Genomic DNA, 25,839 nt, shown 5'->3' with positions numbered 1-25,839 from the left:
AAGGAAGCAGCAGGTGTTGAACCACTTGCTGCTTTTTTCATTGGAGGAAATGAAAGTATCAAATTCAGTGAAGTCGAAATCTGGCGCCGCCAAGCTCCATTGTGGCAAAAAGCGCTACATTGAGGCTCGTATTAAGCATGTCGCGTGTGAAATAGGCGCTTGTGCTTTTTTAAAGAAGAAAGAAAAGCAAGTTTTTTGTCGAATGAAACAGGGAAATAAGCTAGAAGAACACATTCCTTTTTACTGAGGACGGAAACCATTAAAATGCATATAAGGACTTCAATAGACAGGATAAATCGTTTTTTGAAGGTCAAACTAATGAGTAGGACTGGATTATTTAGAGGAGGATCACATCATGAAAGTAGTAGCACCCAAGCTATTTACATTTGAAGGAGGTAATCGCGCGGTACTAATGTTGCATGGCTTTACTGGTAATACAGCAGATGTCCGAATGATGGGACGTTATTTGCAGGAACAGGGGTATACGTGTCATGCCCCACAATATGAAGGACATGGCGTTCCCCCAGAAGAGTTAGTACATACAGGTCCTCAAGACTGGTGGAAAAACGTCAAAGAGGGGTATGAATTGCTTAAAAGCATGGGGCATGAGGAAATAGCTGTTGTGGGATTATCGCTTGGAGGCGTATTTTCTTTAAAGCTCGGTTATACTGTTCCTGTAAAGGGAATCGTACCCATGTGCGCCCCAATGGATATGAAGGATGAAGAAACGATGTATCAGGGTGTTCTTTCTTACGCAAGAGAATATAAGAAATTTGAACGGAAGTCTCCTGAACAAATTGAAGAAGAAATGGAAGCGTTCAAAGAAACCCCAATGAACACGCTCGGAGAACTTCGAGACCTGATCTATGATGTGCGTGATAACATTGATATGATTTATGCTCCGACATTTGTCGCTCAGGCAAGACACGATGAGATGATTAATACGGAAAGTGCGAATGTTATTCATGATCATGTAGAATCAGATGAGAAGAGTTTAAAATGGTATGAGAATTCAACACACGCCATTACGCTTGGAAAAGAGAAAGAGGAACTTCATAAGGACGTGCACGCATTTCTTGATGGACTTGATTGGTCTGAATAATCTACGGATATATTTTACTAGAAAGAAGGTGGAAGACAATGGCAGAAGAACATGAACAGAGAATATTGAGCTTCATGAAAGAGGAAGCATATAAACCACTAACTGTACAAGAACTTGAAGAAGTTTTTGGAGTGAAAGATTCCAGTGAGTTTAAGGAGTTTGTGAAAACCCTAAACGGGATGGAAGAAGAAGGTTTAATTGTAAGAACAAGAAGTAACCGCTATGGCATTCCTGAGAAAATGAATCTTGTAAGAGGAAAGCTACAGGTTCATGCAAAAGGCTTTGCATTCCTGATTTCAGATAGCGACACTGGCGAGAAGGATGTTTATATTAACCAGAGTGACCTTGAGGGAGCGATGAATGGAGACCGTGTCATCGCACGACTACATCAAAAATCATCAGGGACACGTCCAGAGGGGACCGTTATTCGTATCATTGAGCGTGGTGTTAAGCGCACAGTTGGTACATACTCTGACAGCAAGCATTTTGGTTTTGTGATTGCGGATGATAAACGAATCCCACATGACATTTTTATTCCAAAAGGGTCTACTGGTGGTGCGGTTGACGGCCACAAAGTCGTTGTTGAAATTACGAAGTATCCTGAAGGACGTATGAGTGCTGAAGGACGAATTACAGAAATACTAGGACACAAGAATGATCCTGGAGTAGATATTCTTTCCATTATTTATAAACATGAATTACCAGGTGAATTTCCGGATGCAACGATGAAACAGGCCAATGACACGCCTGATCAAATTGATGAGAAGGAAATTGAAGGTAGACGTGATTTGCGTGAAGAAACGATTGTCACGATTGATGGTGCTGATGCAAAAGACCTTGATGATGCGGTTAACGTTGTTAAACTTCCAAACGGGAACTATAAATTAGGTGTTCATATTGCAGACGTCACGTATTATGTCACTGAGAACTCTCCAATCGATCAAGAAGCGCTTGATCGTGGTACAAGTGTCTATCTTGTCGATCGTGTAATCCCGATGATTCCCCACCGATTATCAAACGGTATTTGTAGTTTAAATCCTCAAGTGGATCGTTTAACGATTTCGTGTGAAATGGAAATTACAACGCAGGGTGAAGTTGTGAATCATGAAATTTTCCCAAGCGTTATTCGTACAAATGAGCGAATGACATATACGGATGTACGTAAAATTCTTAAACGTGAAGACGATGAAGTACTTGAGCGCTATAAATCTCTAGTTCCATTCTTCGATGGCATGGGAGAACTAGCTGAAATCTTAAGAAAAGGTCGCTTTGAACGAGGGGCTATTGATTTTGATTTTGCGGAAGCGAAAGTTCTTGTAGATGAAGAAGGGGCACCACAGGAGATTGTTCAACGAGAACGCTCGGTAGCTGAACGCTTAATTGAAGAATTTATGCTTGTAGCGAACGAAACAGTTGCACAACATTTCCACTTCATGGAAGTTCCGTTTATGTACCGTATTCACGAAGATCCGGATTCAGACAAACTCAATACATTCTTTGAGTTTATTACAAACTTCGGTTATGTCGTACGAGGTAATGCTAACACGGTGCACCCGCGTGCGCTTCAAAAGCTTTTAGAAGAAGTGAAAGGTGAGCCAGAAGAAGCGGTCATCAGTAAGGTTATGCTTCGCTCTATGCAACAGGCGAAATACTTCCCTGAAAGTCTCGGCCACTTCGGTTTATCGACAGATTTCTATACGCATTTCACATCGCCAATTCGTCGTTATCCTGACTTAATTGTGCATCGTTTAATTCGTACGTACCTGTTTGAGAAAAAAGTCGACAATCAGACAACTTCTAAGTGGGGCGAAGCGCTTGGTGAAATCGCTCAGCACGCTTCAGCGATGGAACGACGTGCAGTTGACGCTGAACGTGAAACCGATGATCTGAAAAAAGCTGAGTTTATGAAAGATAAAATTGGGGAAGAGTTCGAAGGCGTGATTAGCGGCGTAACAAACTTTGGCTTATTTGTTGAATTGCCAAATACGATCGAAGGGCTTGTCCACGTTAGCTATTTAACCGATGACTATTACCATTATGACGAAGGTGCTTATGCGATGATCGGCGAACGTACCGGTAACGTATACCGCATCGGTGACGAAATCGCCATTCGCGTCTTAAATGTTAACATTGACGAACGAGCGATCGACTTCGAAATTGTTGGCATGAAGCCACCGAAAGAACGTCGTCGTAGAGAAAGTCCTAAAGTTATTGAAGGCGGAAAGCGTAAAAAACGTGGGAAGTCATCGAATAAAACAACTGATGCAGGACAGAAAAAAAGAAAGTTCTCTCCACCTAAAGATGGTCAGGGAACGAAAAAGAAAGCAAAAAACAAAAAGAAAAAACGTCGAAATAATAATGCTTAACTAGGGATATTTCAATCATGTCGGTCGGAGTAAGTCATCTTGACTTATTCTGACCAAATTGATATACTGGAATTCGACGTTTGAGAGGGGGGACGGTCATGCCAAAAGGTGATGGTGGACTCATTGCACAAAATAAGAAAGCAAGACACGATTATTCTGTTATTGAAACATATGAAGCAGGTCTAGTTCTACAAGGAACTGAAATTAAATCCATCAGGGCAAGACGCGTAAACCTGAAAGACTCTCACGCCATTATTCGTAAAGGCGAAATTTTTCTTATCAATATGCACGTCAATGAATATGAGCAGGGAAATCGTTTTAATCACGATCCAACCCGTACTCGTAAGCTATTGATGAAAAGGAAAGAGATTGATAAGCTCCTTGGCTTAACGAAAGAACAGGGCTATACAATTATTCCACTTAAAGTATATATTAAGAATGGTTATGCGAAAGTACTTCTAGGTCTTGCCAAAGGTAAGAAAAAGTACGATAAGCGCCAAGATCTGAAAGATAAAACGATGAAGCGTGAAGTGGATAAAGCGTTGAAAGAGCGTCAGCGGATATAGTTTCCATTTGATTGGAAGCTGATCTGTGTTATACTAACTATTACCGAAACAACATATGAAGCTTAAGTGCTTTCCCGTTTTCGGTTCTCATTTCTTATATGGGGACGTTACGGATTCGACAGGGATAGGTCGAGCTTAAGTCGCGAGTCGAGTTGGCGAGCTACGTTAAAAACGCCATGCCTATAACTGGCAAAGAAAACAACAACTTCGCACTAGCAGCGTAAGCTGTTTTGCGGTTCCTCCCTCCATCGCCCATGTGGTAGGGTAAGGGACTCAACTTAAGTGGGATACGCCAACAATCCACCGTCTGAGGAAAGTTGGAAGAGATTAACCAGACTAGCTACAAGGACGCCTGTCGTTGGGCAGAATTGTAGTGAAACACTAATATAACGACTACACTCGTAGAAGCTTAAGTGCCGATATCTCTGGACGTGGGTTCGACTCCCACCGTCTCCACCAAATACATATTTGGTGGTTTTTTATTTGCAAAAAATCACTTCACTAAAAAAGCGGAGAATGTGAACTTTCACGTTCTCCGCTTTTTTTAGTGACTAATTTGTTTCCCCTGGAAACGTTTAGTAAAAGAATCAGCTTGAGGGGTGACCGCAACATGGCCGAGTGCTTTACCTAATCCAAAAGAAGGCATATTTCCATAAAGGGTTTCATAGTGAGAGCTCGGAAGGACGTATGTTTCATGATAAATACCGACAGCACGGTTATTTCCGATCTTTTGATTGAAGTTTTTCCATGCTTTTAAATGAGCTTGACCATGCGCATAATGGCGTAGGTCATCAGATGAGCGCCAGTATTGAAGAAGTAGCGTTGTACGAAAACTAAAGAAGTTTTCCATAGAAAGGCACCCTAACTGTTTATTGGTGCTAAGTTCACGAATCATGCCAGGCATCGCAAGAAAGACTGGAAGCCATTTATGCACAGCCCACCACTGATTGATTCGCATGCCAATGAGAAATACTACAACGTCCTGTCCTTTATCCACCGTGTAGCGCCCGCTAAAGACCTGATTTGCCATCTGAATTTCCTCCTCTAGAGCTTTATTTTCGCATCCTTTGCCCATTCAATAGCAGCTTTTGTCGTTCGTTTCCTATAGTCAAGAGTCATAAGCCAGAACTTAGCATCCCCTTGATCACCATACGTTTGTACAATCATCTCCTCGATGGCTTCATAAGTCTTGAAGCGATCGAGTAGTTTGGCGAGGTAGCTTTCCAATTGCTTTTCGACTGCTTCATCACTTTGATGCTGACTAAAAAATAGCTTAAGCAATAACTCATTTTTCTCTAAAGCTACTTCCTCAACAGGCGTTTCCATCCACTTTTTGAGCGCATCCCAGCCAAATTGTGTTAATTCATATTCCTTTTTGTCTGGCTTACCGGATTCGCTTTGTTTTTGGACCGTAATAAGTTCTTCATCCAGAAGATTTTTCAGCGTCGGATAAATTTGACCGTAGCTGATTTTCCAAAAATGATTCAAGCTACCATCCATCATTTGCTTCATTGAATAGCCAGTGCGACAACCGGTAGTTAGTAAGCCTAAAATAGCAAATTTCGTATTTGACTGTTTTTCCATATTTCTCACCCTATATCTAAAAGATATGTATCAATTAGATATATATAATAGCACGTTTTTTAACAATATGGAAATTGAATAATGGATTTTATTTACAGTTGGCATTATGTCTATCCGCTTTTTTTAATACGATCTAAAAAACAAGCCGCCCTTTTGGACGACTTGATTGGAATTCTATTCAGATACTAATTTAGTTTCTTCGTTGTATGAAACTTCCAGGTTGCGTTGAGTAAACACTTTTTTGGCAAGCGTAAGCGCATTAAGAACTCGTGGAAAGCCTGTATAGGGAATGAGTTGTATGATAGCTTCCACAACCTCTGATGCCGTCAGCCAGGAGGTGAGTGTGGTATTGATGTGGAGTTCAAGCTGAGGTTCTGTTCCTTGAGTCACAAGTGATGAAAGGGTAATGAGCGCTCTTTGCTGATTCGTTAACCCATCACGAGAGTAGATGTCTCTGTAAGCAAATTCGATAATATATTTACCAACATCAGGAGCAATTTCCTCCAGATTATCTGAAATTTTCAAATGAGTTGATATGTCCTCATTTGACGATAATGTGTATTCCATTAATTTATCTAGAACTTGCTGCAGGAGATCTTTTTCCATTGTAAAAGCCTCCTATAATATATCCTTTAGTAGGATCAGGTGTCCTACTATACCGCGCGGAAGCTTTTGTGTGAAATACCTATATTGATTAGACTCTATTCGAATGAGGTATACAACTAGATAGAAGACTTAATGTAGTTTATAAAAGCACGGGATGCGTAAGAGATATATTTTTCTTTTCGGAGGATAATCCCCAGGTCCCATGGGATTGAAGGATTTACAATCGGGACAGAGACCACATTATCTTGATTGATTTTTCTTAGAATAGATTTAGGAAAGAACGTAATTCCTAAATTGTGACTAACCATATCGCTTATGAAATCCCATTGAGAACTAACATACGATATTTGAGGCTCAAAACCTGCTTGGCGACACTGTTCAATCATCTGATCATGGAGCATGAAGTCTTCACTAAATAGAATGATCTGCTCATTTCGTAAATCACTGATTGAGACCTCACTTTTTTCGGCGATTGGATGCGAACTGTGCACAAAAAGCATTAATTCTTCCTTTGTAAACGGAAGTGTTTCAAATCTTGTATCATTGACAGGTAAGAGGCCGACTGCAAAATCTAGTTCTCCATCAAGGATTTTTTGTTGAGCAATGTTAGCTCCGTGCTCCATTAGTTCAATCGTAATGTCGGGGTAGAGTTCTTGAAATCCTTTCAAAATACCTGGGAAGTAGAGGGCGCCGATGAGTGGCGGGAGACCAACTTTAATGTGCCCTTTCTTTAAGTTCATCATGTCATATAAGTGAGAAGAAAGATCGTCTACCATATTCAGTATTTTTTCACCTTGAAGATACACGATTTTTCCTGCATCGGTTAGTTCGCTCGATCGTGCCGAGCGATCGAGTAGTTCAACATCTAACTCGGCTTCTAAACTTTTCACCATTTTACTTAAAGTTGGCTGTGAGATGTAGAGCGAGTGTGAGGCTTTCGTAAAGCTTTTTTGCTTCGCAACTTCAACGAAATAGGCTAACTGCTTAATGTCCATATGAAAGCTCCTGTCTCTATTCCCATCAGAATGAGAAATGCATTATGGTTTATTGTAGTCGCAAATCATATGCGAATTCAACCATAGACGGGGATTCTAGACCTATTTTTTACGAGAGCTGTTACATATGTAAAAAAGAGGGGTAATGAAGAAGGCAATCAAATATCTTATGGAGGTGCTCGTTTTGAGTAAAAAAGTATTAATCATTTCCGGTGATGCTGTTGAAGCGCTTGAGATTTTCTACCCTTACTATCGCTGTCTAGAGGAAGGTTTTGACGTGACGATCGCATCCCCTACCGCTAAAAAACTACAAACGGTATGCCACGACTTTACAGATGAAATGGAAACGTTTGTTGAGAAGCAAGCCTATGGAATTGAATCACACGCAGCGTTTGCAGAAATTAATCCGGCAGAGTACGATGGTTTAATTATTCCAGGCGGACGAGCACCAGAATACATTCGAATGGATGAGAGCGTACCTGGCATCGTAAGACATTTCTTTGAAGAAAATAAACCAGTAGGTGCAATTTGTCATGCGGCACAGGTTCTTAATGTGGTTCCTGATATTATGAAAGATCGCGAATATACCGCGTATCCAGCATGTAAACCAGATGTAACCGCATGTGGCGCTACATACATTGATGAAAAGGTTCATACGCGCGATAACCTCGTCTCGGGGCAGGCCTGGCCAGATTTACCAGGCTTCATGAAAGAATTTCTCCGTTTATTAAAATAATGACACACGAAACCCCCTGATTGATCGATCAGGGGGTTCTTTAAGAGGAAGGATATTTCGTTTGGCCAATAGCTGAAATGACAGAGCCAACCGCCTGAATCCAGCTTCCTACGACATTAATATTTGTTGCTTCTTCATTATTGAGTTCTTTAATTCCTGAAATTGCTTGTAGTGAATTACCGACCGCCTGAAGGAAGTTCCCATAAATGCTATACAACGCTGAAGCAGAGACTTCTCCGTCTAATGCATCTGCAAGAGATACCCCTCCACCAAGAGCTTGGAGCCAGTTTCCGTCAATATTCAGTATTTGCTTCACTCGATCATCAAAATCAATCAGAATCCCTGTCACAACCGTCGAATTCCCAATTGCCTGAAGCTGATTGCCAATCTTGTCTAATGAAGGGGGAGTAATCGTATCAGCGATTAGAGCGTTTCCTGTTCCCTGCATCACATTTCCAATAAGATTTAAACTATCAAGTATTGAGGAGGGGATTTCTTTTATAGGTGTACTTCCAATAGCGGCTAAGATCGTTCCAATTGCCTGTACCCATGATCCAAATACACCTTTTATTTCATTGTTCATGATGTGATCGCCTTCTTCAAAAGTCGCCCTATTGTATTCTATACAAAATAGGAAAATCGGTTAATCAAACGGGGGGATTTGATTGGAAACTAACTCACATCAACATTCAAAGGCTTAATATAGACGTTCTGGCGATATTTAAAGAAGAAAATAGCTGTGATTGCCATCGACATTATTCCAAAGATGACAGACATCATTTGAAGTCCGATCAAATCAAGCATCAATCCCGTTAATAAGAGCACAACTTGAAAAATGATGCGATCAAGCATGTTGCGGAATGAGAAGAAACGACCGTGATATTCTTTAGGTACCCTCGTTTGGAAAATGGTAGCAGCTGTTGGAAAGAAGCAGCCGACTGAGAAACCGAATACCGCAAATGCTACAACGGAAAGCATCGGGCTGTTTGCGAAAAAGAGCAGCAGTTGAGAGAGGCCAATAATAAATGAAAAAAGAAATAAAATTGTGTATGGTGATTGTTTCCTAGAAAGCCTTTTGACTGCGAAAGCACCGATCATGAAGGAAAGACCTTCAGCGGTGTAAATCCAACTTTTGATGAGAGGATTTTGAAGTTCACTAATACTAATAACAAGCAAATTAAAACCACCAATAAACAAAAGAGGAACCATCGTCATAATTAGTGTCATTGTCACAATTGGCAGCTGTTTGATAATAGGGAACAAATGCTTGAAGCCACTTTCTGCTTTTGATCGATGCGAAACAGAGACGGTCGGTTCATCGATCGCAAGAAAAAGCGTAAAAATCACAAGTATAAGGTAGGCTCCTAAAGAAAGAATATACATAGTCGATAAAGACATAATCACAAGAAAGATTCCGGCAATAGCTGTACCCAGTACTCTTGAAAGTGTAGCGACATTCATATGAATCCCGTTCATTTGCAGGAGCTCTTTTTCTTTCACGACAAGTGGAATGGCGGCTTGGAGAGCAGGAAAGTAAAAAGCCGCAGCGGTCTGAATAAGAATGAGAAAAACAACCATCCAGAGAACGGACCCCGTTTGAAGAGCCACTAACATAAAGATCACGCTAATGGCTCGTGCAAGTCCAGCTACGATCATCACCGTCTTCTTTTTCACTTGATCGGTCACTCGTCCTGCATAGGGGCCAATCGCTACACCAGCAAGAAGTCCGATCGCAAGTATGACAGCTTTCATAAAATCAGAAGGCACTTTCTCTTGCATAAATTCTAAGTTACCAATAATACCGAGCCATAAGCCGAGTCCAGCTACAAATTCACCGGTTAATAAAATCCAGACATTTTTGTTCTGCCACATCATTTTGACCTCGATCTTCTTTAGTTTCTAATATCATACCATGAGCGGTAAATATAAATTACGGAATTCGAAGAAAGTTTTAATGCTAACGAATGGTAAAGGACCTAATATAATCCGACCGGTATGCCTTCAGCTTATTTTGTTTATGCTAGAAAGAAGGAGGTGAAGGGAATGGCTATGGATGTATTATGCGAGGTATCAAATTGTGTCCACAACCGAAATGGTAAGCAGTGTGGAGCAGACGAAATCTACGTTGTCAGTCATAAAGGAAATCAAGCAAGCAATAGTGAAGAAACGGATTGTAAAACATTTGAGCCTGGTACCCTTTAAACTCTCTGAGGCGTTACCATTAAAAAAAGCCGTCCTCAAGCGAGGGCGGCTTCTCGTTTACGCTTCCAATAGTTGTTTTAAATGAGCATAGTCTTTCTCAATGGAGCGCTGCACCAATTTACTCAGAACAGGACGAGCAAGTGAAAAGAGTCTTCCTGGATTTCCTTCAACGACAGCCTTAACGACACAACCTTCACCTGCAACTTGTACTTCTCTTGTGACTTTAATCGGAAACGTACTATCAACGCTTTCGATTTGAATTTTGTGGTACGGATTGTATTGGCGAACAATAAAAGTGGTTTTGATTTCTTTTCCGAGAAATTTAGCTACTTGATCGTATGTCGCCCCTTCTCTCAACACCCCATTGATAAACTTAGCCGAAACCATACCGCTTTGCCAATCTGGATTGTTCTCGAAATTTGTGATGTAGTTAAAAACAACTTCAGGTGGCCGCTCAATCAAAATACTTGTTTTCACTTCGATTTTTTTAGTTTGCATTGTATCTTTTCCCTTGTTCTACATAATTTTTAAGGAATGTCCCAAGCAGCTCTTTCCACCCTTCCTCATAAGCGGAATGCCAGTTAGGATCAAGTAGACCTGATGCTTGATGAGAAAGGGAGAGGAGCGTTGCCCCACGATCTTCTTTTAGTGTATATGCGTAGCCACTCGTAACTGCCCCTGTCATGCCAAGAAGGCCATTTAAGCGAATTTCATATGGTGCATGTAGATAAGTGATGGTACCCCAAAGAGCCTGACTGTTTTTTCCCTTTTCTATAAATCGACCACCTATTTCATTTTCAAATGAAAGTGTTGAGTCTTCTCCACATAAGCGATAAGCCCACCAGGAGTTAATGTCTTCTGTCAATGAAGCAAAGACTTTTTCGATCGGAGCTTCAATGCGCACTTCCTGTTCAATTTGAAACGTATCTAGCTTAAATTCGTTCTCCATTTGAGTAACGCCCCTTTCAATAGTTGATTGTAATGTTAATAAAGAGGAAGCAACGTTTGATTGAACATGACTCATCCACCGATCAGCCATTTTTTGTAGCGAGACAGCGTTTAAAAAATTCAGCCGCTGTCTTCCTTTACGGCGAACAAGCACAAGGTTGGCTTCTTCAAGTATTGTGAGATGCTTCATAACTGCATAGCAACGTATATTAGCGAAAGCCTCACTTATTTCACCCGTTGTTTTGGACCGTTATTTAGCAAGTCCAATATCTCTCTTCGAATGGGGTGCGTTAATGCTCTGAATGTGATCGATAGTTCTTCTTCTTTGTTCATCTCATCACTCCGAAATGTGACTATAAGGTAACATAATAAGTGGCCCAATCGTAAGCTATTCTAACCAAACCAACAAGTGAGAATGACAGGTAATGAATGGAATATTTACTTGGCTATCAAATGTTTATAAGAAATTTCTGATATTTGTTTGCGTTAAAGCATGAAAACTAGTATCATCAAAGAATATAAATTTGGAATTGAATCAATTATCTAATTTTATAGGTGATGTGGAAGGGTGATTGGAATGGAAGGCAAAAAAGATCTTCGAATCAGAAGTAAAGTAATCAGTGAAGGTGTAAATCGAGTACCTAACCGCTCCATGCTTCGAGCAGTCGGTTTTACCGATGAAGATTTCAAAAAACCAATGATTGGTGTAGCGAGTACGTGGAGTGAAGTTACGCCGTGTAACGTACATATTGATTCTCTTGCGCGTGAGGCGAAAGCGGGCGCTAAGGATAACGGCGGCGCGCCAATGATTTTTAATACGATTACCGTTTCTGATGGTATTGCGATGGGTCATGAAGGAATGTTTTATTCTCTCCCAAGTCGTGAGATTATCGCTGACTCGATTGAAACGGTCACAAATGCAGAACGTCTTGATGGCATTGTAGCGATTGGCGGCTGTGACAAAACAACGCCAGGTTGCTTAATCGCAATTGGTCGTATGAACATTCCGTCCGTATACGTGTACGGTGGTACGATTCAGCCAGGTAAACTGAATGGAAATGATATCGACATTGTTTCATCATTTGAAGCGGTTGGACAATATCAAGCTGGAACAATTAACGAAGAAGAGCTACACAAAGTTGAATGCTCTGCATGTCCTGGAGCAGGAGCGTGTGGTGGAATGTATACCGCAAACACAATGGCCTCTGCGGTTGAAGCTCTAGGGATGAGTATCCCAGGATCATCCTCAACACCTGCAGTGAATGATTATAAAGAATCTGAATGTCGTCAGGCTGGAGAACTAGTGGTTTCTCTTCTTGAAAAAGACATCTACCCTCGTGACATTATGACAAAAGAAGCATTTGAGAATGCGATCACAGTCGTAATGGCCCTTGGTGGTTCAACTAATGCCTTCTTGCATCTAACGGCAATGGCTCACTCAGCTGGTGTCGACTTATCATTGGATGATTTCGAACGCGTTCGCGAACGTGTTCCATACATCGCAGACATGAAGCCGAGCGGTAAATATGTGATGCAAGATCTATATGAAATTGGTGGCGTACCTGCTGTCATGAAGCTTCTTCATGAGCATGGCTTGCTTCACGGAGATTGCCTCACAGTGACTGGAAAAACGGTCGCAGAAAACTTGGCCGAAGCCCCATCGCTAAAAGAAGGACAAGAAATTATCCGTTCTCTTAATGATCCGATTAAAGCAAGCGGACCACTTGTTGTACTTCGAGGTAATCTAGCTCCTGAAGGTTCTGTTGCAAAAATGTCCGGTCAAAAGATTAGCCACTTTGCAGGACCAGCTCGCGTTTATAATAACGAAGCAGAAGCAACTGCAGCAATCGAAGCGGATGATATTAAAGAAGGTGACGTTCTCGTTATTCGTAATGTAGGTCCTAAAGGCGGACCAGGAATGCCGGAAATGCTATCCATTACTTCCATGATTGTTGGGAAAGGATTGAATGGGAAGGTAGCGCTTATGACAGACGGTCGCTTCTCAGGTGGATCGCACGGTTTCGTTATCGGCCACGTATCTCCGGAGGCATTTGTTGGTGGACCGATTGGCCTCTTAAAAGAAGGCGACACCATCACCATCGATAGTGATAAGCAACAAATTAATTTTGACGTGACAGATGAAGAACTACAGCGTCGCCGTGCAGAATGGGTACGACCTGAGCTTAGATACAAAACAGGAATTTTAGGTAAGTACGCAAGACTTGTTTCCTCATCCGCAAAAGGCGCCGTAACGGATTTGGATATTGAATAAATTTTCGTCCAAAAGCCAGCTTTCTTCTGTATGAAGAAGCTGGCTTTTTCATTTTATTCAGCAAAGGAAATGATTGAGCGGCGGAGAATGAATTTGTATAGGTAAAATAAAAGCTAGAGGAGTGAGTACCCATTTGATAATGAAAGAACACGATCCCCCGCTACATCTCCACAAATTAAGTACCTTATTGGATCGCCTCCCTTCTCATCATCTACGCTTTGAAGAAGTGAAGGAGCAACTTTCCATGTACCAAGCAGGAATATCAGGTGAGAAATCCATGGATTTCCCTCTAAGTTTTTTAGACGATAAGCTGTTTTCAATCTATCATGACTTGCGTATTTCTGACGGTGTTCATCATTTTCAAATAGATACGCTTGTAATCAGCCAGCACTATCTTCTGATTCTTGAAGTGAAAAACATTTCAGGCATTCTCAATTTTGATCCTACATTCAATCAATTAATACGCATTTCTGACACGAAAGAAGAAGCCTTCCCAAATCCCCTCACTCAGGTGGAACGTCAGCGTTCCCAACTTCGCGCTTTACTTCAAAAAATGAAAATACCTGAAGTACCTATTGAAACGCTTATTGTCATCGCTAACCGAAGAGCAGTTATAAAAGCGACCGAGGCGGTTCAATTCATTTCTTCAAAAGTTATTCGAAGTGAGTACCTGCCTACAAAAGTGAAGTCACTGGATCAACGATATGGGGAATTATGGTTAACGATGAAGGAAGTAAGAAAGCTGGGGCGTACTCTTGTTAAGCTACATGAGCCGCTTGACCGAGATGTACTGAAGCGATTTTCAATTTCTCGGAATGACTTGCTAGTTGGTGTAGCTTGTCCAGAGTGTGCTCGCCTGGCTATGAGGAGGCTGCATGGTAGGTGGTATTGCGAGAGGTGTGGTGCCTATTCGCGTGATGCCCACTTAAGAGCGCTTCAAGATTATGCGTTGCTTGTGTCTAGAGAGATTACGAATCAGGAGGCGAGACGGTTTTTGAAGATGGATTCCGGAGATGCTGCTACTCGTTTATTAAAATCTTTAAAAATGGAGTCAACTGGATCCACAAAAGGAAGACGCTATAAGTTAGATTTTCGGTTTTTTGATGTTTCGCGGAATTAATTGAATTTCCGCGGAAATAATACGTGTTTTCGCGGAATAAAATCGAATTTCGCGGAATTATCCAGAAAATCGCGGAATTAACTGGATTTCCTCCACCAAGCAACCACAAAAAAAGCCCCCCACACGCGTGGAGGACCCCCATTACTATTTAGACGACCCGGATTTCTCAAAGTTAAGATCCCAAATCACTCCATAGGCATCCTTAACCTTCGCAATTGTCGCTCCCCAGAAGGTATCCTGAAGCTCCATATAAACGGTGCCTTTTTCTTTCAAATGCACATAGAGCGACTCAATTTCTTCAGCGCTATCCAGTTCGAGGGCAAGAGAGATGTTATTACCTACAGTTACGTTTTGGTTCAAAAAAGTATCCGATACCATGAAAAAGAGCTCATCTTTTTTGAATCGTGCGTGCATGATGTAATTGTCCATTTCTGGTGGTGTTTCAAAGTCTGCTTCTCCGAACGTTTGGAGATCGGTTATCTCGCCTTCAAAGACTTCTTCGTAGTATGCCAAAGCCTCTCGCGCTGTGCCTTCAAATGTGAAATAAGGAATCGGATGGTGCTTCATAGCCTTCACTCTCCTTTAAATGAGGTCGCTTGTCTATCTACATCTAGTATAACGTTATGACTAGAAATACTAAAGAACATTCGTTCGTCACGAAATGTCACAATTCAGCGAGGGTTTTTCGTAGGGCATATGAAAGGAAACTCACGCTATTTTAAAGAAAGGAAGAGTGGCTTTTCAGAGCGAATTAGTAAAACAATAGGAGGTGCTCTATGTATCAGAAATTAATTGATCCAAGGGTCTCAGAAACAGATGGAGCAGGACATATTAATAATACAGTCATTCCAGTGTGGTTTGAATCTGGTCGAGATCCGATTTTTCGACTGTTTAATCCAGATTTAACCTTTCATGATTGGCACTGCGTCCTTTTAAAAATGAATGCGAGATACCTCTCCCAACTCTATTACGGAACGCCGATAACCGTATACACTTGGATCAAGAGAATTGGGCGAACGAGTTTTGAGGTTTATGAGGAAATTCATCAGAAAGAAAAAGTTTGTGTAACAGGATCGGCCACGTATGTGAACTATCATTTTGATCAACAAAAAAGCATGCCAATACCAGATGACATACGAAATCAGCTTGAAGCACATCTTTACACAACTCAAAAAGCCACTAGCGAGTAACTTCGCTAGTGGCTTTTCATAAAAGTTAAATGTTGATTTTAACGTCAGCATCTTTCTTTAATTTCTCAACTAATTCTTGAGTTTTCTTCGATTTTTGTTCATCTTCTAGACCTTTTTTGATCTGAGGTTTCACATCTTCATAAGCTGGCATTTCTTCTGAAGTACCCTGTTCTTTTGCTTGATCATAGTATTCTTTCATTTCTTCTTCAGTCACTTCATCCACTTCGATTTCCTGGTCGATGTAAGTTGTATATTGGATGTTCTTCGCAATTTCTTTTTCAAGATCTTCCATTGTCATGTCGCTTTGTTCAAGTGCTGCTTCGAACTTCTTCTCATCTTCATAGCCCTCTTTAATACCGGCAAGCTCTTCTTTGATCTTATCGTCGGAAGCTTCAATGCCTTCTTTCTGAGCGGCTTGGAGAATTAATTCCTGTCCAACCATGCTTTCAGCGACTTGTTTTTTCATTTGGTCTAGCTGATCTTTAGGCACTTCCTGGCCCATTTGTACGTACTGCATTTGGCTCTGGCTATAAAGGGCATTGAAATCTTCCCCTTTAATTTCTTCACCATTAACGGTTGCTACTACCTTATCTGCATCAACTTTATCAACTTCCGGTTGTTCCTGCTCTCCGGATTGTGCTTGTTCTTCTGTATTTGTATCTTCTTCTTTCTTGTCATTACTGCTTTCTTCATTTCCTCCACAGGCAGCTAATACAACAATTAGTAAACCTGTTATGAGTAAGTAAGTTAATTTACGCAATTCACATGCTCCTTTCAAAAGGCTGTGTCTATTGTTCCACAAAAAGATAGAGTTGAAAACCCCTAACAATAAGTATGGGATAAATACCACATTCTTATTACATTCTTTCGAGATTCAGGTGGAAGCACTAACTTCTAGGATGCCTAGCGCATAGAGTAATAAGAAGTTTATTACTAAGAGGTGAGACTCCATGATTAATGGGAAGCAATATGTTGAGCGTATTGATGCGCTCAATAATGAAGTATGGATTGCAGGAGAGAAATGCACAGGCAAAATATCGGAGTTAGCACCATTTAAAGGAATAGTGAAAAGCAAAGCTGCTCTATACGAGTATCAGTGTAAGGAGGAAAATGAAGAGCTTTTTCGTTATGCGTTACCTCATTTAAAGAAAGAATATGGGTTTTCCTATCATCAACCAAAGCGAATAAAAGATTTATCCAATCGTCGAAAAGCAACACAGGAGTGGGCAAGGTTGAATGCGGGGTTAATGGGGCGCTCGCCTGACTATATGAATACATTACTTATGACACTTGGTGTTGCGGCTAAACATTTTGCTGAGGACCGGGAAGTCTTTGGTGACAACATCAAAAGATTATATGAAAAAGCAAGAACAGAAGATCTATCCATAACGCATACATTTATTAATCCCCAGGTAAATCGGTCCATTGGTCAATATTTTGATGACTCTACGATCACAGCTGCTAAAGTTGTAGAAGAAAAGAAGGAAGGCATTGTCATTCATGGTGCAAGATTGTTAGCGACACAGGGGGGATTGACGGATGAACTGCTTGTCTTGCCCGCAGGTGGGCATACGTTAGATGATTCGTATATCTTTGGTTTTATGATTCCATCAAATACAAAAGGGCTCAAATTTCTATGTAGGGAATCATTTTGCTATAGCGATTCGAAGTTCGACCATCCATTAGGCTCACAATTTGAGGAAAATGACTCTATTGTTGTGTTTGATCAAGTGCTTGTACCATGGGAATGTGTTTTTATATATAAGAATATCCAGACCGTTGCTGCAATGGAAGATGCGACTGGTATGTACACGTTTCTGCAATTTCAATCAGTGTGCAGGCAGGTTGTGAAGTTAGAGTATATTCTTGGGCTTTGCGAATCAATGGGAGATGCCATTCAAATTCAAGAGTATGAGCATGTGAAGCAAAAAATGAGTGAAATTATCACAACTCTTGAGATTATGAAAGCTCTGTTACTGGCATCGGAGGTCAATAGTCAGCTCAATCACTATGGAACGCTTGTACCTGATAGTCAGCCGTTGAAAGCTGCCAGTCAATACTTTCCAACTGTTTACCCGAGGTTAATTGAAATTATTCAGTTGCTCGGCGCAAGTGGATTAATTTCCATACCAACTGAAAAAGATTTCAATTCCGATATCCAAGAAGATTTAGCACAATATTTGCAAGGAGCGAATATTGAAGCGATAGAGCGAGTCAGGTTGTTTCGAATGGCCTGGGACCTTGGTATGAGCGCCTTTGGTTCTCGTCAAACACAATTTGAAAGGTTCTTCTTTGGGGATCCCGTCCGTCTTGCAGCTGTTCATTACAACCGATATTATACTCAGCCATATGTCGATATGGTTGAGGCATTCTTAAATAAAGTAGGAGAATAAAGTCGCCGCTGTGCGGCTTTTAATTCGATTTGTAAGCGTTTTCTTAAGTGTGGAAGGAGACGGGATTGTTATTAACGAATGATGTGAAGGGGGCACAATACATAGAGGAGTTGAAGATATGCTAAAAGCATCTATTTCATTTTCGAATCGCATCATGCAACGCTATTTACCCGATCCGTTTTTATTTGTGATCATCCTCACTTTCGTGGTATTTGCATTTGGACTTGTTTTTACTGGAAGTTCACCGGTTCAGATGGTGCAATACTTTGGAGAAGGGTTTTGGAGTTTACTAGCTTTTTCTATGCAAATGGTACTCGTTCTTGTAACAGGATATGTTCTTGCGAGTAGTCCTCTTTTCAAGAAAGGCCTCCGTTTTCTTGCGGCGAGAGCGAAAACGCCTGGACAAGCCATTGTGTATGTCACACTCGTATCGTTAGTAGCAAGCTGGATCAATTGGGGATTTGGTCTCGTGATCGGAGCATTATATGCGAAAGAGCTTGCTAAAAAAGTAGAAAAAATAGATTACCGATTGCTGATCGCAAGTGCCTATAGTGGATTTCTTGTGTGGCATGGTGGGTTAGCTGGATCGATACCATTGACTATTGCAACACCTGATCATTTTACAGCCGATCTCATTGGAACCATATCAACGAAGGAAACAATCTTTTCCCTATTTAATCTCGTTATTGTCGCGTCATTATTTATTCTGTTACCCCTTATTAATTACTTTATGTCTCCAGCGGAAGAAGAGCGTGTCCAAATTGATCGCACTTTGCTAGAAGAAGGGAACCTTCATGCTACAACTGTGGAGGGAGATTTAACACCTGCTGAGCGTCTCGAGAATAGTCGCGTCATCTCGATGATCATTTCATTTGTTGGGCTTGCTTATCTTGTTTATTATTTCGTAAACGCCGGATTTGAACTGAATTTAAATATCGTGAATTTTGGCTTTCTCTTCCTGGGCATTCTTTTTCATGGTACACCGCGTCTGTTTCTTGAATCTGTAGGTAATGCAGTTAAAGGAGCTAGCGGGATTATTATTCAATTTCCTTTTTATGCAGGGATAATGGGGATGATGGTGGCTTCTGGTCTTGCTGCTCAGCTTTCAGAAGGGTTTGTTTCCATCTCAAACGAATTTACCTTTCCATTCTTTGCTTTTTTAAGTGCAGGAATTGTGAATTTCTTTGTCCCTTCTGGTGGGGGGCAATGGGCGGTTCAGGCACCTATTATGCTAGATGCAGCAAAAGCGCTTGAGGTTTCCGTTCCTAAAACGGCAATGGCTGTCGCATGGGGAGACGCCTGGACAAATATGATCCAACCGTTTTGGGCATTGCCTGCTCTTGCGATTGCGGGATTAAAAGCGAAAGACATTATGGGATACTGCTTTATTGTTCTAATCGTAAGTGGAGTGGCAATTTCGTTAGGGCTTGTTTTCATAAGTTAAGGGAGGGGATTTCCTCCCCTTTGCAATAGGGTAGTGGATTGATTTAATTCGCGCGATCTAGCTTTTGGTTTCGTATGATTCCATAGATTGCAGAAGAAGTGAAAAAGAGACAAAGTATAACAAAAGTAAGGGTGTAGGCTAATTTGCTCTCACTATACATATCATAGGCAAACATCCCCATTGCCACGGCGCTAATGAATAGATTGATCAGGGTGAAAGGATGAAATTTCGGTTTATTCATTATTCTCCTCCTTTTCCTGTCAGTTTAACATAATTTCTCAAAAGAATTAGGCGACAAAATAAAATCGACAGGCATAATAAATTTCTATCAATCCAAGGACATGTAAAAGAATATTGTTTAGAGTTCGTCAAAGGTCGTTCATACTCCATTCACAAAAATGTGGTACCGTATGTGGTGAGAGGATGATTTCAGTATGAAGAAGGAATTCCAAGAACGAATAGAAGAATGGAAGAATTTTTTATTTATTTATAAATTTGCTCTGGATGAAATTAATACAAAGTTAACTATCTTAAATGATGAATTTCAATTTGTGCATCAACATAACCCTATTGAGCATGTAAAGTCTCGCATTAAGTCACCAGAAAGCATTATGGCGAAGCTTGAACGTAAAGGTCTTGAAATAACAACTGAAAATGTAAAAAAACATATAAACGATATTGCTGGAGTTCGTGTGACGTGTTCCTTTACAAATGATATTTATCGAATCTATGAAATGATTGAAAGTCAGGATGACATTCGCTTAATCGATGTAAAAGATTATGTTAAGAATCCAAAGCCGAATGGCTATAAAAGTTTGCATCTGATTGTTGAAATTCCAGTCTTTTTATCAAAGGGTCCTGAGTTAGTAAGAGTTGAAATTCAACTGCGTACAATTGCAATGGATTTCTGGGCAAGCTTAGAGCACAAAATTTATTATAAATTTGAAGGTGAAATACCTGGAAATCTTAGTGATGAATTAAAAGAGGCAGCCGAGATTGTGCATTACCTTGATGCCAAAATGATGAGAATTAAAGACGAAGTAAATGAATTTAAAGAGCATGAAAAAGAAGAGAAGCAAACAATAACTTAATTTAGGGGTGTTCATGTGAAGAAAATTCGCTGGGGAATCATCGGTTGTGGGAATGTGACAGAGAAGAAGAGCGGCCCGGGTTTTCAGAAAGCCGAGAATTCAGAGCTCGTTGCTGTTATGCGTCGAGACGCCACACTTGCTGAAGACTATGCTAGAAGACACAATGTTCCAAAGTGGTACACAAATGCAGAAGCACTCATTGATGATGAAGAAGTAGATGCAATTTATATCGCTACGCCACCATCAACACATAAAGAATACGCCATTCTTGCAGCTAGAGCCTCAAAGCTTGTTTATGTGGAAAAGCCAATGGCACTAAATACAGAGGAATGCGAGGAGATGATTAAGGCATGCGAAGAGAACGACGTGCCACTGTTTGTTGCCTTCTATCGCCGTGCTATGCCTGCCTTACTGCAAGTGAAGGAAGTAATCGAGAGTGGAGCTCTTGGTAACATTCGATTTGTTACTACGGTGCACCATAAGAAAGCTTCTGAACAAGAAAAGAACGGAAACTTGCCATGGCGCGTGCAGCCGGAAATTTCAGGCGGTGGTCACTTCTTTGATCTTGCAAGTCATACGTTAGATTTTCTTGATTATGTACTTGGACCTATTGAAAGTGTAAATGGATTTGCAACGAATCAGGCGGAGCTATATCAGGCTGAAGATATTGTCTCTGGTTCATACGTCTTTGAATCAGGTGTTCACGGTACGGGGCAATGGTGCTTTAATTCTTATAAGAATGAAGATTGGAATGAGATTGTTGGTGATAAAGGGTCACTCCTCTATTCCACTCTCCAAGAGCGTCCAATGATTCTGAAAGATGAACAGGGCGAACGTGAAATCGAAGTCGTCTACCCTGAGCATGTTCAACAGCCTTTAATTCAGACGATCGTAAATGAGTTGAATGGAGAAATTCATTCACCAAGTACGGGTAAGACAGCTTTACGAACAAGTAAAGTAATGGATCAGCTTGTGGCAAATTATTATCAGAAAAGCGGAAGCCTATAAAGTAGGCTTCTTTTTTAATTCGTTAAAAGTGATCTAATGGGTAAAATTCATAATATGATCATTTTCCATTTGACATTGATAATCATTATCAATAAAATAAGTATTAGAATAGTTTATCTGAATAAATCTAATTGCCACAACGATAAGCAGGTATATATAGAAAGGGTGCTTTAGAGATGTATGAGATGATTCAGGATACAATTGTTTCGAGAAGAACGATTCGCAAATTTCATCCAGACGATATTCCTCTACATACAATTGTGGAGATACTTGAAGATGCCAAATGGGCTCCAAACCATAAATTTAGAGAACCATGGGAAGTTGTCCTATACAAAGGGGATGGGAAAGGTCAACTCATTGATCAAGTGCAGGAAAGCATTGTCCGAAATGAGTTGGATGAAGAGAAGAGCGAGAAGAAGAAGGAGAAAATCAATCAATTCATTAATGAAATCCCCATTCATTTAGTTGTTTATATGAAGTCCTCTGAATCAGCTAAAGAAAGACATGAAGATTTTGCAGCTACATGTGCGTTCATACAAAATGTCCAGCTTCTTTCCTGGTCAAAAGGACTTGGAGTCGTTTGGAAAACAAATGGATTTATTTTTGATCCGGTGTTTCGAGAAGGAATCGGTCTAGAAGCTGATGATGTTATTGTTGGCATGCTTCATATTGGAAAGCCCGCTGTTATTCCGAATCCTAAAGAGCGGAAATCCATTAAGAACAGCCTCACAATTTGCGACACGGCGCCCCAATCTAAAAAAGAACATTCCTCTTATATGTAAAGAGGAATGTTCTTTTTTCTATGCTACTTTTTCTACTGGTACGTTTTCTTTTTTTGCGTGCATTCCACAGTTGATAACCAAACCATCCAGCAGTTAAACATGTGATGCCTCCACCCATGAACATGGATGTCGCATAAGGTAGCTGAAATCCTTCTGGTGCAAGAAAGAGATAGGTAGCTACGGTCATAGTCATGAAAAGTGCTGGAACGCTACAAATCCAATGGAATTTTTGTTTTTTAACTAGATACATGGCCGCTGTCCAAAGCATCACAGTGGCAACAAGCTGATTCGTGAATCCTACGTATCTCCAAAGGAAAGTGTAATCAATTTGGGTTAAAAGAAAAGTTGGTGTGGCAACAGCTGCCGTTAACAAAAGCGTTTTGCCTTTTCCATCTGCCGCTTCTGACTTTCCTTTTTTAGTAAACAAATCAGCTAACATCATTCGAGACGATCGAAGTGATGTATCCCCCGTTGTGATCGGAAGTATGATGACGCCGACGATTGCTAAGATGCCTCCAAACGTTCCAAGTAAGGATGAACTGATTTCATTTACAACCCCAGACAGTCCTCCTGCTGCAAGGGCACCTTGAAGTCCACCTGTACTTCCAAAGAAAGTCATTCCGGCAGCAGCCCAGATAAGAGCAATGACTCCCTCTGCAATCATCGCTCCATAGAAAACCTTTTTTCCATCGCTTTCACGTTTCATTGTTCTTGCAATGATTGGGCTTTGAGTCGAATGGAATCCTGAAATCGCTCCACAAGATACTGTGATCATTAAGAGTGGCCATAATGGCAAATTATCTGGATGAAGATTTGCTAATGTTAAGTTTGGTACAGGATTGTCCATAAAGAACAAGCCGATTGCGATTGACACGGCCATCAGAATAAGAATGACGCCGAAAATCGGATAAATACGCCCAATAATTTTATTAACTGGAAGAATGGCTGCTAAAACGAAATAAGCAAAGATTAAGACTAAGCTCATTGTAAAATTAAGCGGTGTAACCTGCGCCATCAGCTGGGCAGGTCCAGCTGTAAAGGCAGCAGCTACTAGAATCATCAGAACGATCGAGATAATATTGATTGTTCCTTTTGCGCCCTTCCCAAGGTAACGACCTACGAGAGATGGATATTGTTCACCGTTATGTCTAAGCGACATCATACCGGAGAAATAATCATGAACAGCCCCTGCGAAGATGGAACCAATGACGATCCAAATAAACGCAACTGGTCCATAAAGAGCACCAAGAACGGCTCCAAAAATAGGACCTAGTCCAGCAATATTAAGTAGCTGAATCAAACTTCCTTTCCACCAGCTCATTGGCATAAAGTCCATGCCGTCTTGCTTTGTATATGCAGGCGTTTCACGATCATCGTCTATGCCGAAAATTCGTTCAACCACCTTAGAATAAACGTAATAGCCAACAATCAATAAACAAATGGCTCCGACAAATGTGATCATGTCTCCCGCCTCCTTTTCGATGTATGAAAATATAACATTCATTCTACTCACCACCGGGAGAAAAAACAATAGAATTATTCAGAAAAAATACATTTTTCTATTAATTCAAACGTTTTCATTGAAAATTGGTTCGTTTGACCTGGTGTTAACTAGTAAAAAGGGTGTGAATTACATGAAAACATCATCTGAATATTCTTTCTTTTGGTGATATTGACAGATTAATATAGGTGAGGTGCGAATAACTTACAAAGATATAGGGTGAAAATACGAAAAAGTGGGTATATAGAGAAAGACGATACGTGTGATCGTCTTTCAATCCTTTGAGGAGGTTGTTTTTCGTGTCAGAACGTATTGCGTATTTTGATAATAGTAAAGCTATATTAATATTGTTAGTAGTGGGCGGACATATGCTCACTCCATTTATTGACGATTCACGTTTTTTGTATAGTCTCTACCACGTTATTTTTATTTTTCACATGCCTGCATTTATTTTCCTAGCTGGTTATTTCACTAGAAAAGCATCTGGAACTAGGTATTTCTGGAAAATATTCACAACATTTTTATTACCTTATGTGATTTTTCAAGTTGTTTATTCGATTTATTATACAAACCTTTATCAAAAGTCATTTGCAATCGAGTTTCTAACGCCGCGATGGGCAATGTGGTTCCTTTTATGTATAGCCGCTTATAAACTGATTTCACCGCTTTTGCTTAAAATGAAAGCAAGCATTTTGCTTCCATTAAGTATTGGTGCAGGGCTCGCTGTGGGTTATTTTGATGTTGAGAGATTTTTATCATTAGATCGACTTTTTGTTTTCTTGCCTTTCTTCGTACTTGGGATGGTCATGGGATGTCGAAAAAAACCGATCAGATTTCCACATATGAAGTGGATAGCCCCTGTTGTGCTCGGCGGATTGTTCCTACTGTTTTATTTATACAAAATAGAAGGACTTGCTGATCTACTTTATGGTACGTATGTTTATGAATCAAACACAGACTTGTTGATTCGACTAACTTATTATGTTGGTACAGCAATTGTGATGTTCTTGTTCTTTTCAATGATTCCAGAGGGACCAATTGTATTTACACCACTCGGATCAAGAACTTTTGCGATTTACTTGTTCCATGGATTTGTTATTAAATGGTTCTTAGAACAGCAGTCGTCTGAAGTTATCGCCACGATATGGGGCGTACCTTTTATTTTAGTCTTTACTTTATTTATTTCCACTTTGTTCGCAATGCCTTTCTTTTCGAAACTATTGGCGTTCGACAGGTGGCTACCATCTCCTGACAAATTGACATCTGCACGAAGATAACAAAAAAACGGTACGTCACTATTGAGTGGCGTACCGTTTTTTATATGGGATGGTTGATTCTGATATGAGCTCCGTGGAAAGAGTGGCAATTAGGCTTTCATTGTGTCACGCTCTTCAGGCTGAAGAAGAACGTCTTCTTTACGCGGATAGGTTTTCTCAATATGTTGTTCTCCCCAAGCGCAAAGTGAATCCAGAATTTCTTTTAAAGACCATCCATAGTCCGTAAGAGAATATTCAACCTTAGGGGGGATTTGGTTATAGACCTTTCTTAGTATCACACCATCTGTCTCTAACTCACGTAGCTGTTGGGTCAGCATTTTCTGAGTAATACCAGGCATCAACTTTTTAAGTCCACCTGTACGCTTTGTGCCTTCTATTAAATGACAGAGTATGACGACTTTCCACTTTCCTCCGATCACTTCCAGGGCAGCTTCGACAGGAATATTATATTTTTTCATCGTATATACTCCTTACAATAAATATATGGTTGAATTCTATACTCATATCCTATCACCTATAGCTTTGTTTAACCAGAAAAATGATGATACACCCGGACCCCTTTTCAAAACCGATCAAACATCTACGCAACGTTTAAAATGAGTTACACTAGAGAAGAGTTAATCAAATCGTAATACTTTCTTCAGGAATCACTAATT

The 25,839-nt window shown here is 40.5% G+C and carries 27 protein-coding genes and 1 other RNA gene; 15 read left to right on the top strand and 13 right to left on the bottom strand.

The features are described from left to right. The first annotated feature begins 355 nt into the window (after positions 1-355). The 4 genes from ACIFPW_RS13230 to ssrA all read left to right on the top strand — a co-directional run bounded on the left by ACIFPW_RS13230 (position 356) and on the right by ssrA (position 4,493). A complete protein-coding gene (locus ACIFPW_RS13230) occupies positions 356-1,102 on the top strand; it encodes an alpha/beta hydrolase (RefSeq protein ID WP_430244886.1) in 747 nt (248 codons plus the stop codon). A gap of 38 nt (positions 1,103-1,140) precedes the next feature. Continuing rightward, on the top strand, positions 1,141-3,468 hold the full coding sequence (gene rnr / locus ACIFPW_RS13225; RefSeq protein ID WP_430244884.1) for a ribonuclease R: 2,328 nt from the start codon (positions 1,141-1,143) through the stop codon (positions 3,466-3,468). A 98-nt stretch (positions 3,469-3,566) separates the two neighbouring features. After that, positions 3,567-4,034, top strand: coding sequence for an SsrA-binding protein SmpB (smpB, locus tag ACIFPW_RS13220; protein ID WP_194218797.1), 468 nt, complete (start codon positions 3,567-3,569; stop codon positions 4,032-4,034). Positions 4,035-4,134: 100 nt separating this feature from the next. Continuing rightward, positions 4,135-4,493: a transfer-messenger RNA gene (ssrA, locus tag ACIFPW_RS13215) on the top strand. Between the two features lie 85 nt (positions 4,494-4,578). On the opposite strand, the gene ACIFPW_RS13210 is transcribed toward ssrA, so the two are convergent. The 4 genes from ACIFPW_RS13210 to ACIFPW_RS13195 all read right to left on the bottom strand — a co-directional run bounded on the left by ACIFPW_RS13210 (position 4,579) and on the right by ACIFPW_RS13195 (position 7,219). Next, positions 4,579-5,064, bottom strand: a complete 486-nt coding sequence (locus ACIFPW_RS13210) for a DUF4188 domain-containing protein (RefSeq protein ID WP_430244882.1) — start codon at positions 5,062-5,064, stop codon at positions 4,579-4,581. 14 nt (positions 5,065-5,078) lie between these two features. Continuing rightward, complete coding sequence (locus tag ACIFPW_RS13205) at positions 5,079-5,618, bottom strand: PadR family transcriptional regulator (protein ID WP_430244880.1); 540 nt, start codon at positions 5,616-5,618, stop codon at positions 5,079-5,081. 174 nt (positions 5,619-5,792) lie between these two features. Next, on the bottom strand, positions 5,793-6,224 hold the full coding sequence (locus ACIFPW_RS13200) for a carboxymuconolactone decarboxylase family protein (protein WP_430244878.1): 432 nt from the start codon (positions 6,222-6,224) through the stop codon (positions 5,793-5,795). A gap of 116 nt (positions 6,225-6,340) precedes the next feature. Next, the gene (locus tag ACIFPW_RS13195) at positions 6,341-7,219 is read right to left on the bottom strand and encodes a LysR family transcriptional regulator (protein ID WP_430244876.1); all 879 of its coding nucleotides are present in this window, start codon (positions 7,217-7,219) and stop codon (positions 6,341-6,343) included. A gap of 184 nt (positions 7,220-7,403) precedes the next feature. Here ACIFPW_RS13195 and ACIFPW_RS13190 point away from each other — a divergent pair, with 184 nt between their 5' ends. Beyond that, entirely contained in the window at positions 7,404-7,955 is a 552-nt protein-coding gene (locus tag ACIFPW_RS13190; protein ID WP_430244874.1) for a DJ-1/PfpI family protein, read from the top strand. A gap of 40 nt (positions 7,956-7,995) precedes the next feature. Here ACIFPW_RS13190 and ACIFPW_RS13185 read toward each other — a convergent pair whose 3' ends face one another. Both ACIFPW_RS13185 and ACIFPW_RS13180 read right to left on the bottom strand, forming a co-directional pair. Beyond that, a complete protein-coding gene (locus ACIFPW_RS13185; RefSeq protein WP_194218806.1) occupies positions 7,996-8,538 on the bottom strand; it encodes a DUF6944 family repetitive protein in 543 nt (180 codons plus the stop codon). An 89-nt stretch (positions 8,539-8,627) separates the two neighbouring features. Beyond that, a complete protein-coding gene (locus ACIFPW_RS13180; RefSeq protein ID WP_430244872.1) occupies positions 8,628-9,827 on the bottom strand; it encodes an MFS transporter in 1,200 nt (399 codons plus the stop codon). 171 nt (positions 9,828-9,998) lie between these two features. Here ACIFPW_RS13180 and ACIFPW_RS13175 point away from each other — a divergent pair, with 171 nt between their 5' ends. Beyond that, positions 9,999-10,157, top strand: a complete 159-nt coding sequence (locus ACIFPW_RS13175) for a DUF1540 domain-containing protein (protein WP_194218808.1) — start codon at positions 9,999-10,001, stop codon at positions 10,155-10,157. 57 nt (positions 10,158-10,214) lie between these two features. Here the strand turns inward: ACIFPW_RS13175 and ACIFPW_RS13170 are convergent, their stop codons facing one another. After that, the gene (locus tag ACIFPW_RS13170) at positions 10,215-10,655 is read right to left on the bottom strand and encodes an SRPBCC family protein (RefSeq protein WP_430244871.1); all 441 of its coding nucleotides are present in this window, start codon (positions 10,653-10,655) and stop codon (positions 10,215-10,217) included. After that, entirely contained in the window at positions 10,645-11,295 is a 651-nt protein-coding gene (locus ACIFPW_RS13165) for an SRPBCC domain-containing protein (protein ID WP_430244869.1), read from the bottom strand. Before ACIFPW_RS13165 ends, ACIFPW_RS13170 begins: the two co-directional genes overlap by 11 nt. 387 nt (positions 11,296-11,682) lie before the next feature. Here ACIFPW_RS13165 and ilvD point away from each other — a divergent pair, with 387 nt between their 5' ends. Then, positions 11,683-13,377 (top strand): dihydroxy-acid dehydratase, encoded by a 1,695-nt coding sequence (gene ilvD, locus ACIFPW_RS13160; RefSeq protein WP_430244867.1) that lies wholly within the window; start codon positions 11,683-11,685, stop codon positions 13,375-13,377. Positions 13,378-13,516: 139 nt separating this feature from the next. Further along, positions 13,517-14,497 (top strand): NERD domain-containing protein, encoded by a 981-nt coding sequence (locus ACIFPW_RS13155; protein WP_430244956.1) that lies wholly within the window; start codon positions 13,517-13,519, stop codon positions 14,495-14,497. Positions 14,498-14,641: 144 nt separating this feature from the next. Here ACIFPW_RS13155 and ACIFPW_RS13150 read toward each other — a convergent pair whose 3' ends face one another. After that, complete coding sequence (locus ACIFPW_RS13150) at positions 14,642-15,064, bottom strand: VOC family protein (protein ID WP_430244865.1); 423 nt, start codon at positions 15,062-15,064, stop codon at positions 14,642-14,644. A gap of 209 nt (positions 15,065-15,273) precedes the next feature. Between ACIFPW_RS13150 and ACIFPW_RS13145 the strand changes: the two genes are divergently transcribed. Next, complete coding sequence (locus tag ACIFPW_RS13145) at positions 15,274-15,687, top strand: acyl-CoA thioesterase (protein ID WP_430244862.1); 414 nt, start codon at positions 15,274-15,276, stop codon at positions 15,685-15,687. A gap of 25 nt (positions 15,688-15,712) precedes the next feature. Here ACIFPW_RS13145 and ACIFPW_RS13140 read toward each other — a convergent pair whose 3' ends face one another. Continuing rightward, positions 15,713-16,447: a SurA N-terminal domain-containing protein gene (locus ACIFPW_RS13140; protein ID WP_430244860.1), complete on the bottom strand. Its 735-nt coding sequence runs from the start codon at positions 16,445-16,447 to the stop codon at positions 15,713-15,715. Positions 16,448-16,637: 190 nt separating this feature from the next. On the opposite strand from ACIFPW_RS13140, the gene hpaB reads away from it, so the two are divergent. Both hpaB and ACIFPW_RS13130 read left to right on the top strand, forming a co-directional pair. Continuing rightward, on the top strand, positions 16,638-18,080 hold the full coding sequence (gene hpaB, locus ACIFPW_RS13135; protein WP_430244858.1) for a 4-hydroxyphenylacetate 3-monooxygenase, oxygenase component: 1,443 nt from the start codon (positions 16,638-16,640) through the stop codon (positions 18,078-18,080). A gap of 118 nt (positions 18,081-18,198) precedes the next feature. After that, positions 18,199-19,524 (top strand): short-chain fatty acid transporter, encoded by a 1,326-nt coding sequence (locus ACIFPW_RS13130; protein WP_430244856.1) that lies wholly within the window; start codon positions 18,199-18,201, stop codon positions 19,522-19,524. Between the two features lie 43 nt (positions 19,525-19,567). Here the strand turns inward: ACIFPW_RS13130 and ACIFPW_RS13125 are convergent, their stop codons facing one another. Next, positions 19,568-19,765, bottom strand: coding sequence for a hypothetical protein (locus ACIFPW_RS13125; protein WP_430244854.1), 198 nt, complete (start codon positions 19,763-19,765; stop codon positions 19,568-19,570). 193 nt (positions 19,766-19,958) lie between these two features. On the opposite strand from ACIFPW_RS13125, the gene ACIFPW_RS13120 reads away from it, so the two are divergent. The 3 genes from ACIFPW_RS13120 to ACIFPW_RS13110 all read left to right on the top strand — a co-directional run bounded on the left by ACIFPW_RS13120 (position 19,959) and on the right by ACIFPW_RS13110 (position 22,405). Next, a complete protein-coding gene (locus ACIFPW_RS13120) occupies positions 19,959-20,615 on the top strand; it encodes a GTP pyrophosphokinase (protein ID WP_430244853.1) in 657 nt (218 codons plus the stop codon). Between the two features lie 15 nt (positions 20,616-20,630). After that, positions 20,631-21,623: a Gfo/Idh/MocA family protein gene (locus ACIFPW_RS13115; RefSeq protein ID WP_430244851.1), complete on the top strand. Its 993-nt coding sequence runs from the start codon at positions 20,631-20,633 to the stop codon at positions 21,621-21,623. Positions 21,624-21,799: 176 nt separating this feature from the next. Next, on the top strand, positions 21,800-22,405 hold the full coding sequence (locus tag ACIFPW_RS13110) for a nitroreductase family protein (protein ID WP_194218821.1): 606 nt from the start codon (positions 21,800-21,802) through the stop codon (positions 22,403-22,405). Here the strand turns inward: ACIFPW_RS13110 and ACIFPW_RS13105 are convergent. After that, positions 22,377-23,867, bottom strand: a complete 1,491-nt coding sequence (locus ACIFPW_RS13105) for a carbon starvation CstA family protein (RefSeq protein WP_430244849.1) — start codon at positions 23,865-23,867, stop codon at positions 22,377-22,379. The two genes, ACIFPW_RS13110 and ACIFPW_RS13105, sit on opposite strands and share 29 nt — an antisense overlap. A 338-nt stretch (positions 23,868-24,205) precedes the next feature. Here ACIFPW_RS13105 and ACIFPW_RS13100 point away from each other — a divergent pair, with 338 nt between their 5' ends. Further along, entirely contained in the window at positions 24,206-25,183 is a 978-nt protein-coding gene (locus tag ACIFPW_RS13100; RefSeq protein WP_194218823.1) for an acyltransferase family protein, read from the top strand. An 89-nt stretch (positions 25,184-25,272) separates the two neighbouring features. Here ACIFPW_RS13100 and ACIFPW_RS13095 read toward each other — a convergent pair whose 3' ends face one another. Further along, positions 25,273-25,641 carry a winged helix-turn-helix transcriptional regulator gene (locus ACIFPW_RS13095; RefSeq protein ID WP_430244847.1) on the bottom strand — a complete coding sequence of 123 codons (369 nt, stop codon included), beginning with the start codon at positions 25,639-25,641 and terminating at the stop codon, positions 25,273-25,275. Positions 25,642-25,839 lie beyond the last annotated feature (198 nt).

This window comes from Pseudalkalibacillus sp. NRS-1564 (genome assembly GCF_050467905.1).
GTDB classification, from domain to species: domain Bacteria; phylum Bacillota; class Bacilli; order Bacillales; family Guptibacillaceae; genus Guptibacillus; species Guptibacillus hwajinpoensis_B.
The sequence above is the reverse complement of the archived record's forward strand: the minus strand, read 5'-3'. Positions and strand labels throughout refer to the sequence as shown.

Bases quoted from the DNA above. Each gene is read 5' to 3' on its own strand.
- ACIFPW_RS13230 (WP_430244886.1), top strand. From the start codon at position 356: ATGAAAGTAGTAGCACCCAAGCTATTTACATTTGAAGGAGGTAATCGC.
- rnr (WP_430244884.1), top strand. From the start codon at position 1,141: ATGGCAGAAGAACATGAACAGAGAATATTGAGCTTCATGAAAGAGGAA.
- smpB (WP_194218797.1), top strand. From the start codon at position 3,567: ATGCCAAAAGGTGATGGTGGACTCATTGCACAAAATAAGAAAGCAAGA.
- ACIFPW_RS13210 (WP_430244882.1), bottom strand. From the start codon at position 5,064: ATGGCAAATCAGGTCTTTAGCGGGCGCTACACGGTGGATAAAGGACAG.
- ACIFPW_RS13205 (WP_430244880.1), bottom strand. From the start codon at position 5,618: ATGGAAAAACAGTCAAATACGAAATTTGCTATTTTAGGCTTACTAACT.
- ACIFPW_RS13200 (WP_430244878.1), bottom strand. From the start codon at position 6,224: ATGGAAAAAGATCTCCTGCAGCAAGTTCTAGATAAATTAATGGAATAC.
- ACIFPW_RS13195 (WP_430244876.1), bottom strand. From the start codon at position 7,219: ATGGACATTAAGCAGTTAGCCTATTTCGTTGAAGTTGCGAAGCAAAAA.
- ACIFPW_RS13185 (WP_194218806.1), bottom strand. From the start codon at position 8,538: ATGAACAATGAAATAAAAGGTGTATTTGGATCATGGGTACAGGCAATT.
- ACIFPW_RS13180 (WP_430244872.1), bottom strand. From the start codon at position 9,827: ATGTGGCAGAACAAAAATGTCTGGATTTTATTAACCGGTGAATTTGTA.
- ACIFPW_RS13175 (WP_194218808.1), top strand. From the start codon at position 9,999: ATGGCTATGGATGTATTATGCGAGGTATCAAATTGTGTCCACAACCGA.
- ACIFPW_RS13170 (WP_430244871.1), bottom strand. From the start codon at position 10,655: ATGCAAACTAAAAAAATCGAAGTGAAAACAAGTATTTTGATTGAGCGG.
- ACIFPW_RS13165 (WP_430244869.1), bottom strand. From the start codon at position 11,295: ATGAAGCATCTCACAATACTTGAAGAAGCCAACCTTGTGCTTGTTCGC.
- ilvD (WP_430244867.1), top strand. From the start codon at position 11,683: ATGGAAGGCAAAAAAGATCTTCGAATCAGAAGTAAAGTAATCAGTGAA.
- ACIFPW_RS13155 (WP_430244956.1), top strand. From the start codon at position 13,517: ATGAAAGAACACGATCCCCCGCTACATCTCCACAAATTAAGTACCTTA.
- ACIFPW_RS13150 (WP_430244865.1), bottom strand. From the start codon at position 15,064: ATGAAGCACCATCCGATTCCTTATTTCACATTTGAAGGCACAGCGCGA.
- ACIFPW_RS13145 (WP_430244862.1), top strand. From the start codon at position 15,274: ATGTATCAGAAATTAATTGATCCAAGGGTCTCAGAAACAGATGGAGCA.
- hpaB (WP_430244858.1), top strand. From the start codon at position 16,638: ATGATTAATGGGAAGCAATATGTTGAGCGTATTGATGCGCTCAATAAT.
- ACIFPW_RS13130 (WP_430244856.1), top strand. From the start codon at position 18,199: ATGCTAAAAGCATCTATTTCATTTTCGAATCGCATCATGCAACGCTAT.
- ACIFPW_RS13125 (WP_430244854.1), bottom strand. From the start codon at position 19,765: ATGAATAAACCGAAATTTCATCCTTTCACCCTGATCAATCTATTCATT.
- ACIFPW_RS13120 (WP_430244853.1), top strand. From the start codon at position 19,959: ATGAAGAAGGAATTCCAAGAACGAATAGAAGAATGGAAGAATTTTTTA.
- ACIFPW_RS13110 (WP_194218821.1), top strand. From the start codon at position 21,800: ATGTATGAGATGATTCAGGATACAATTGTTTCGAGAAGAACGATTCGC.
- ACIFPW_RS13105 (WP_430244849.1), bottom strand. From the start codon at position 23,867: ATGATCACATTTGTCGGAGCCATTTGTTTATTGATTGTTGGCTATTAC.
- ACIFPW_RS13095 (WP_430244847.1), bottom strand. From the start codon at position 25,641: ATGAAAAAATATAATATTCCTGTCGAAGCTGCCCTGGAAGTGATCGGA.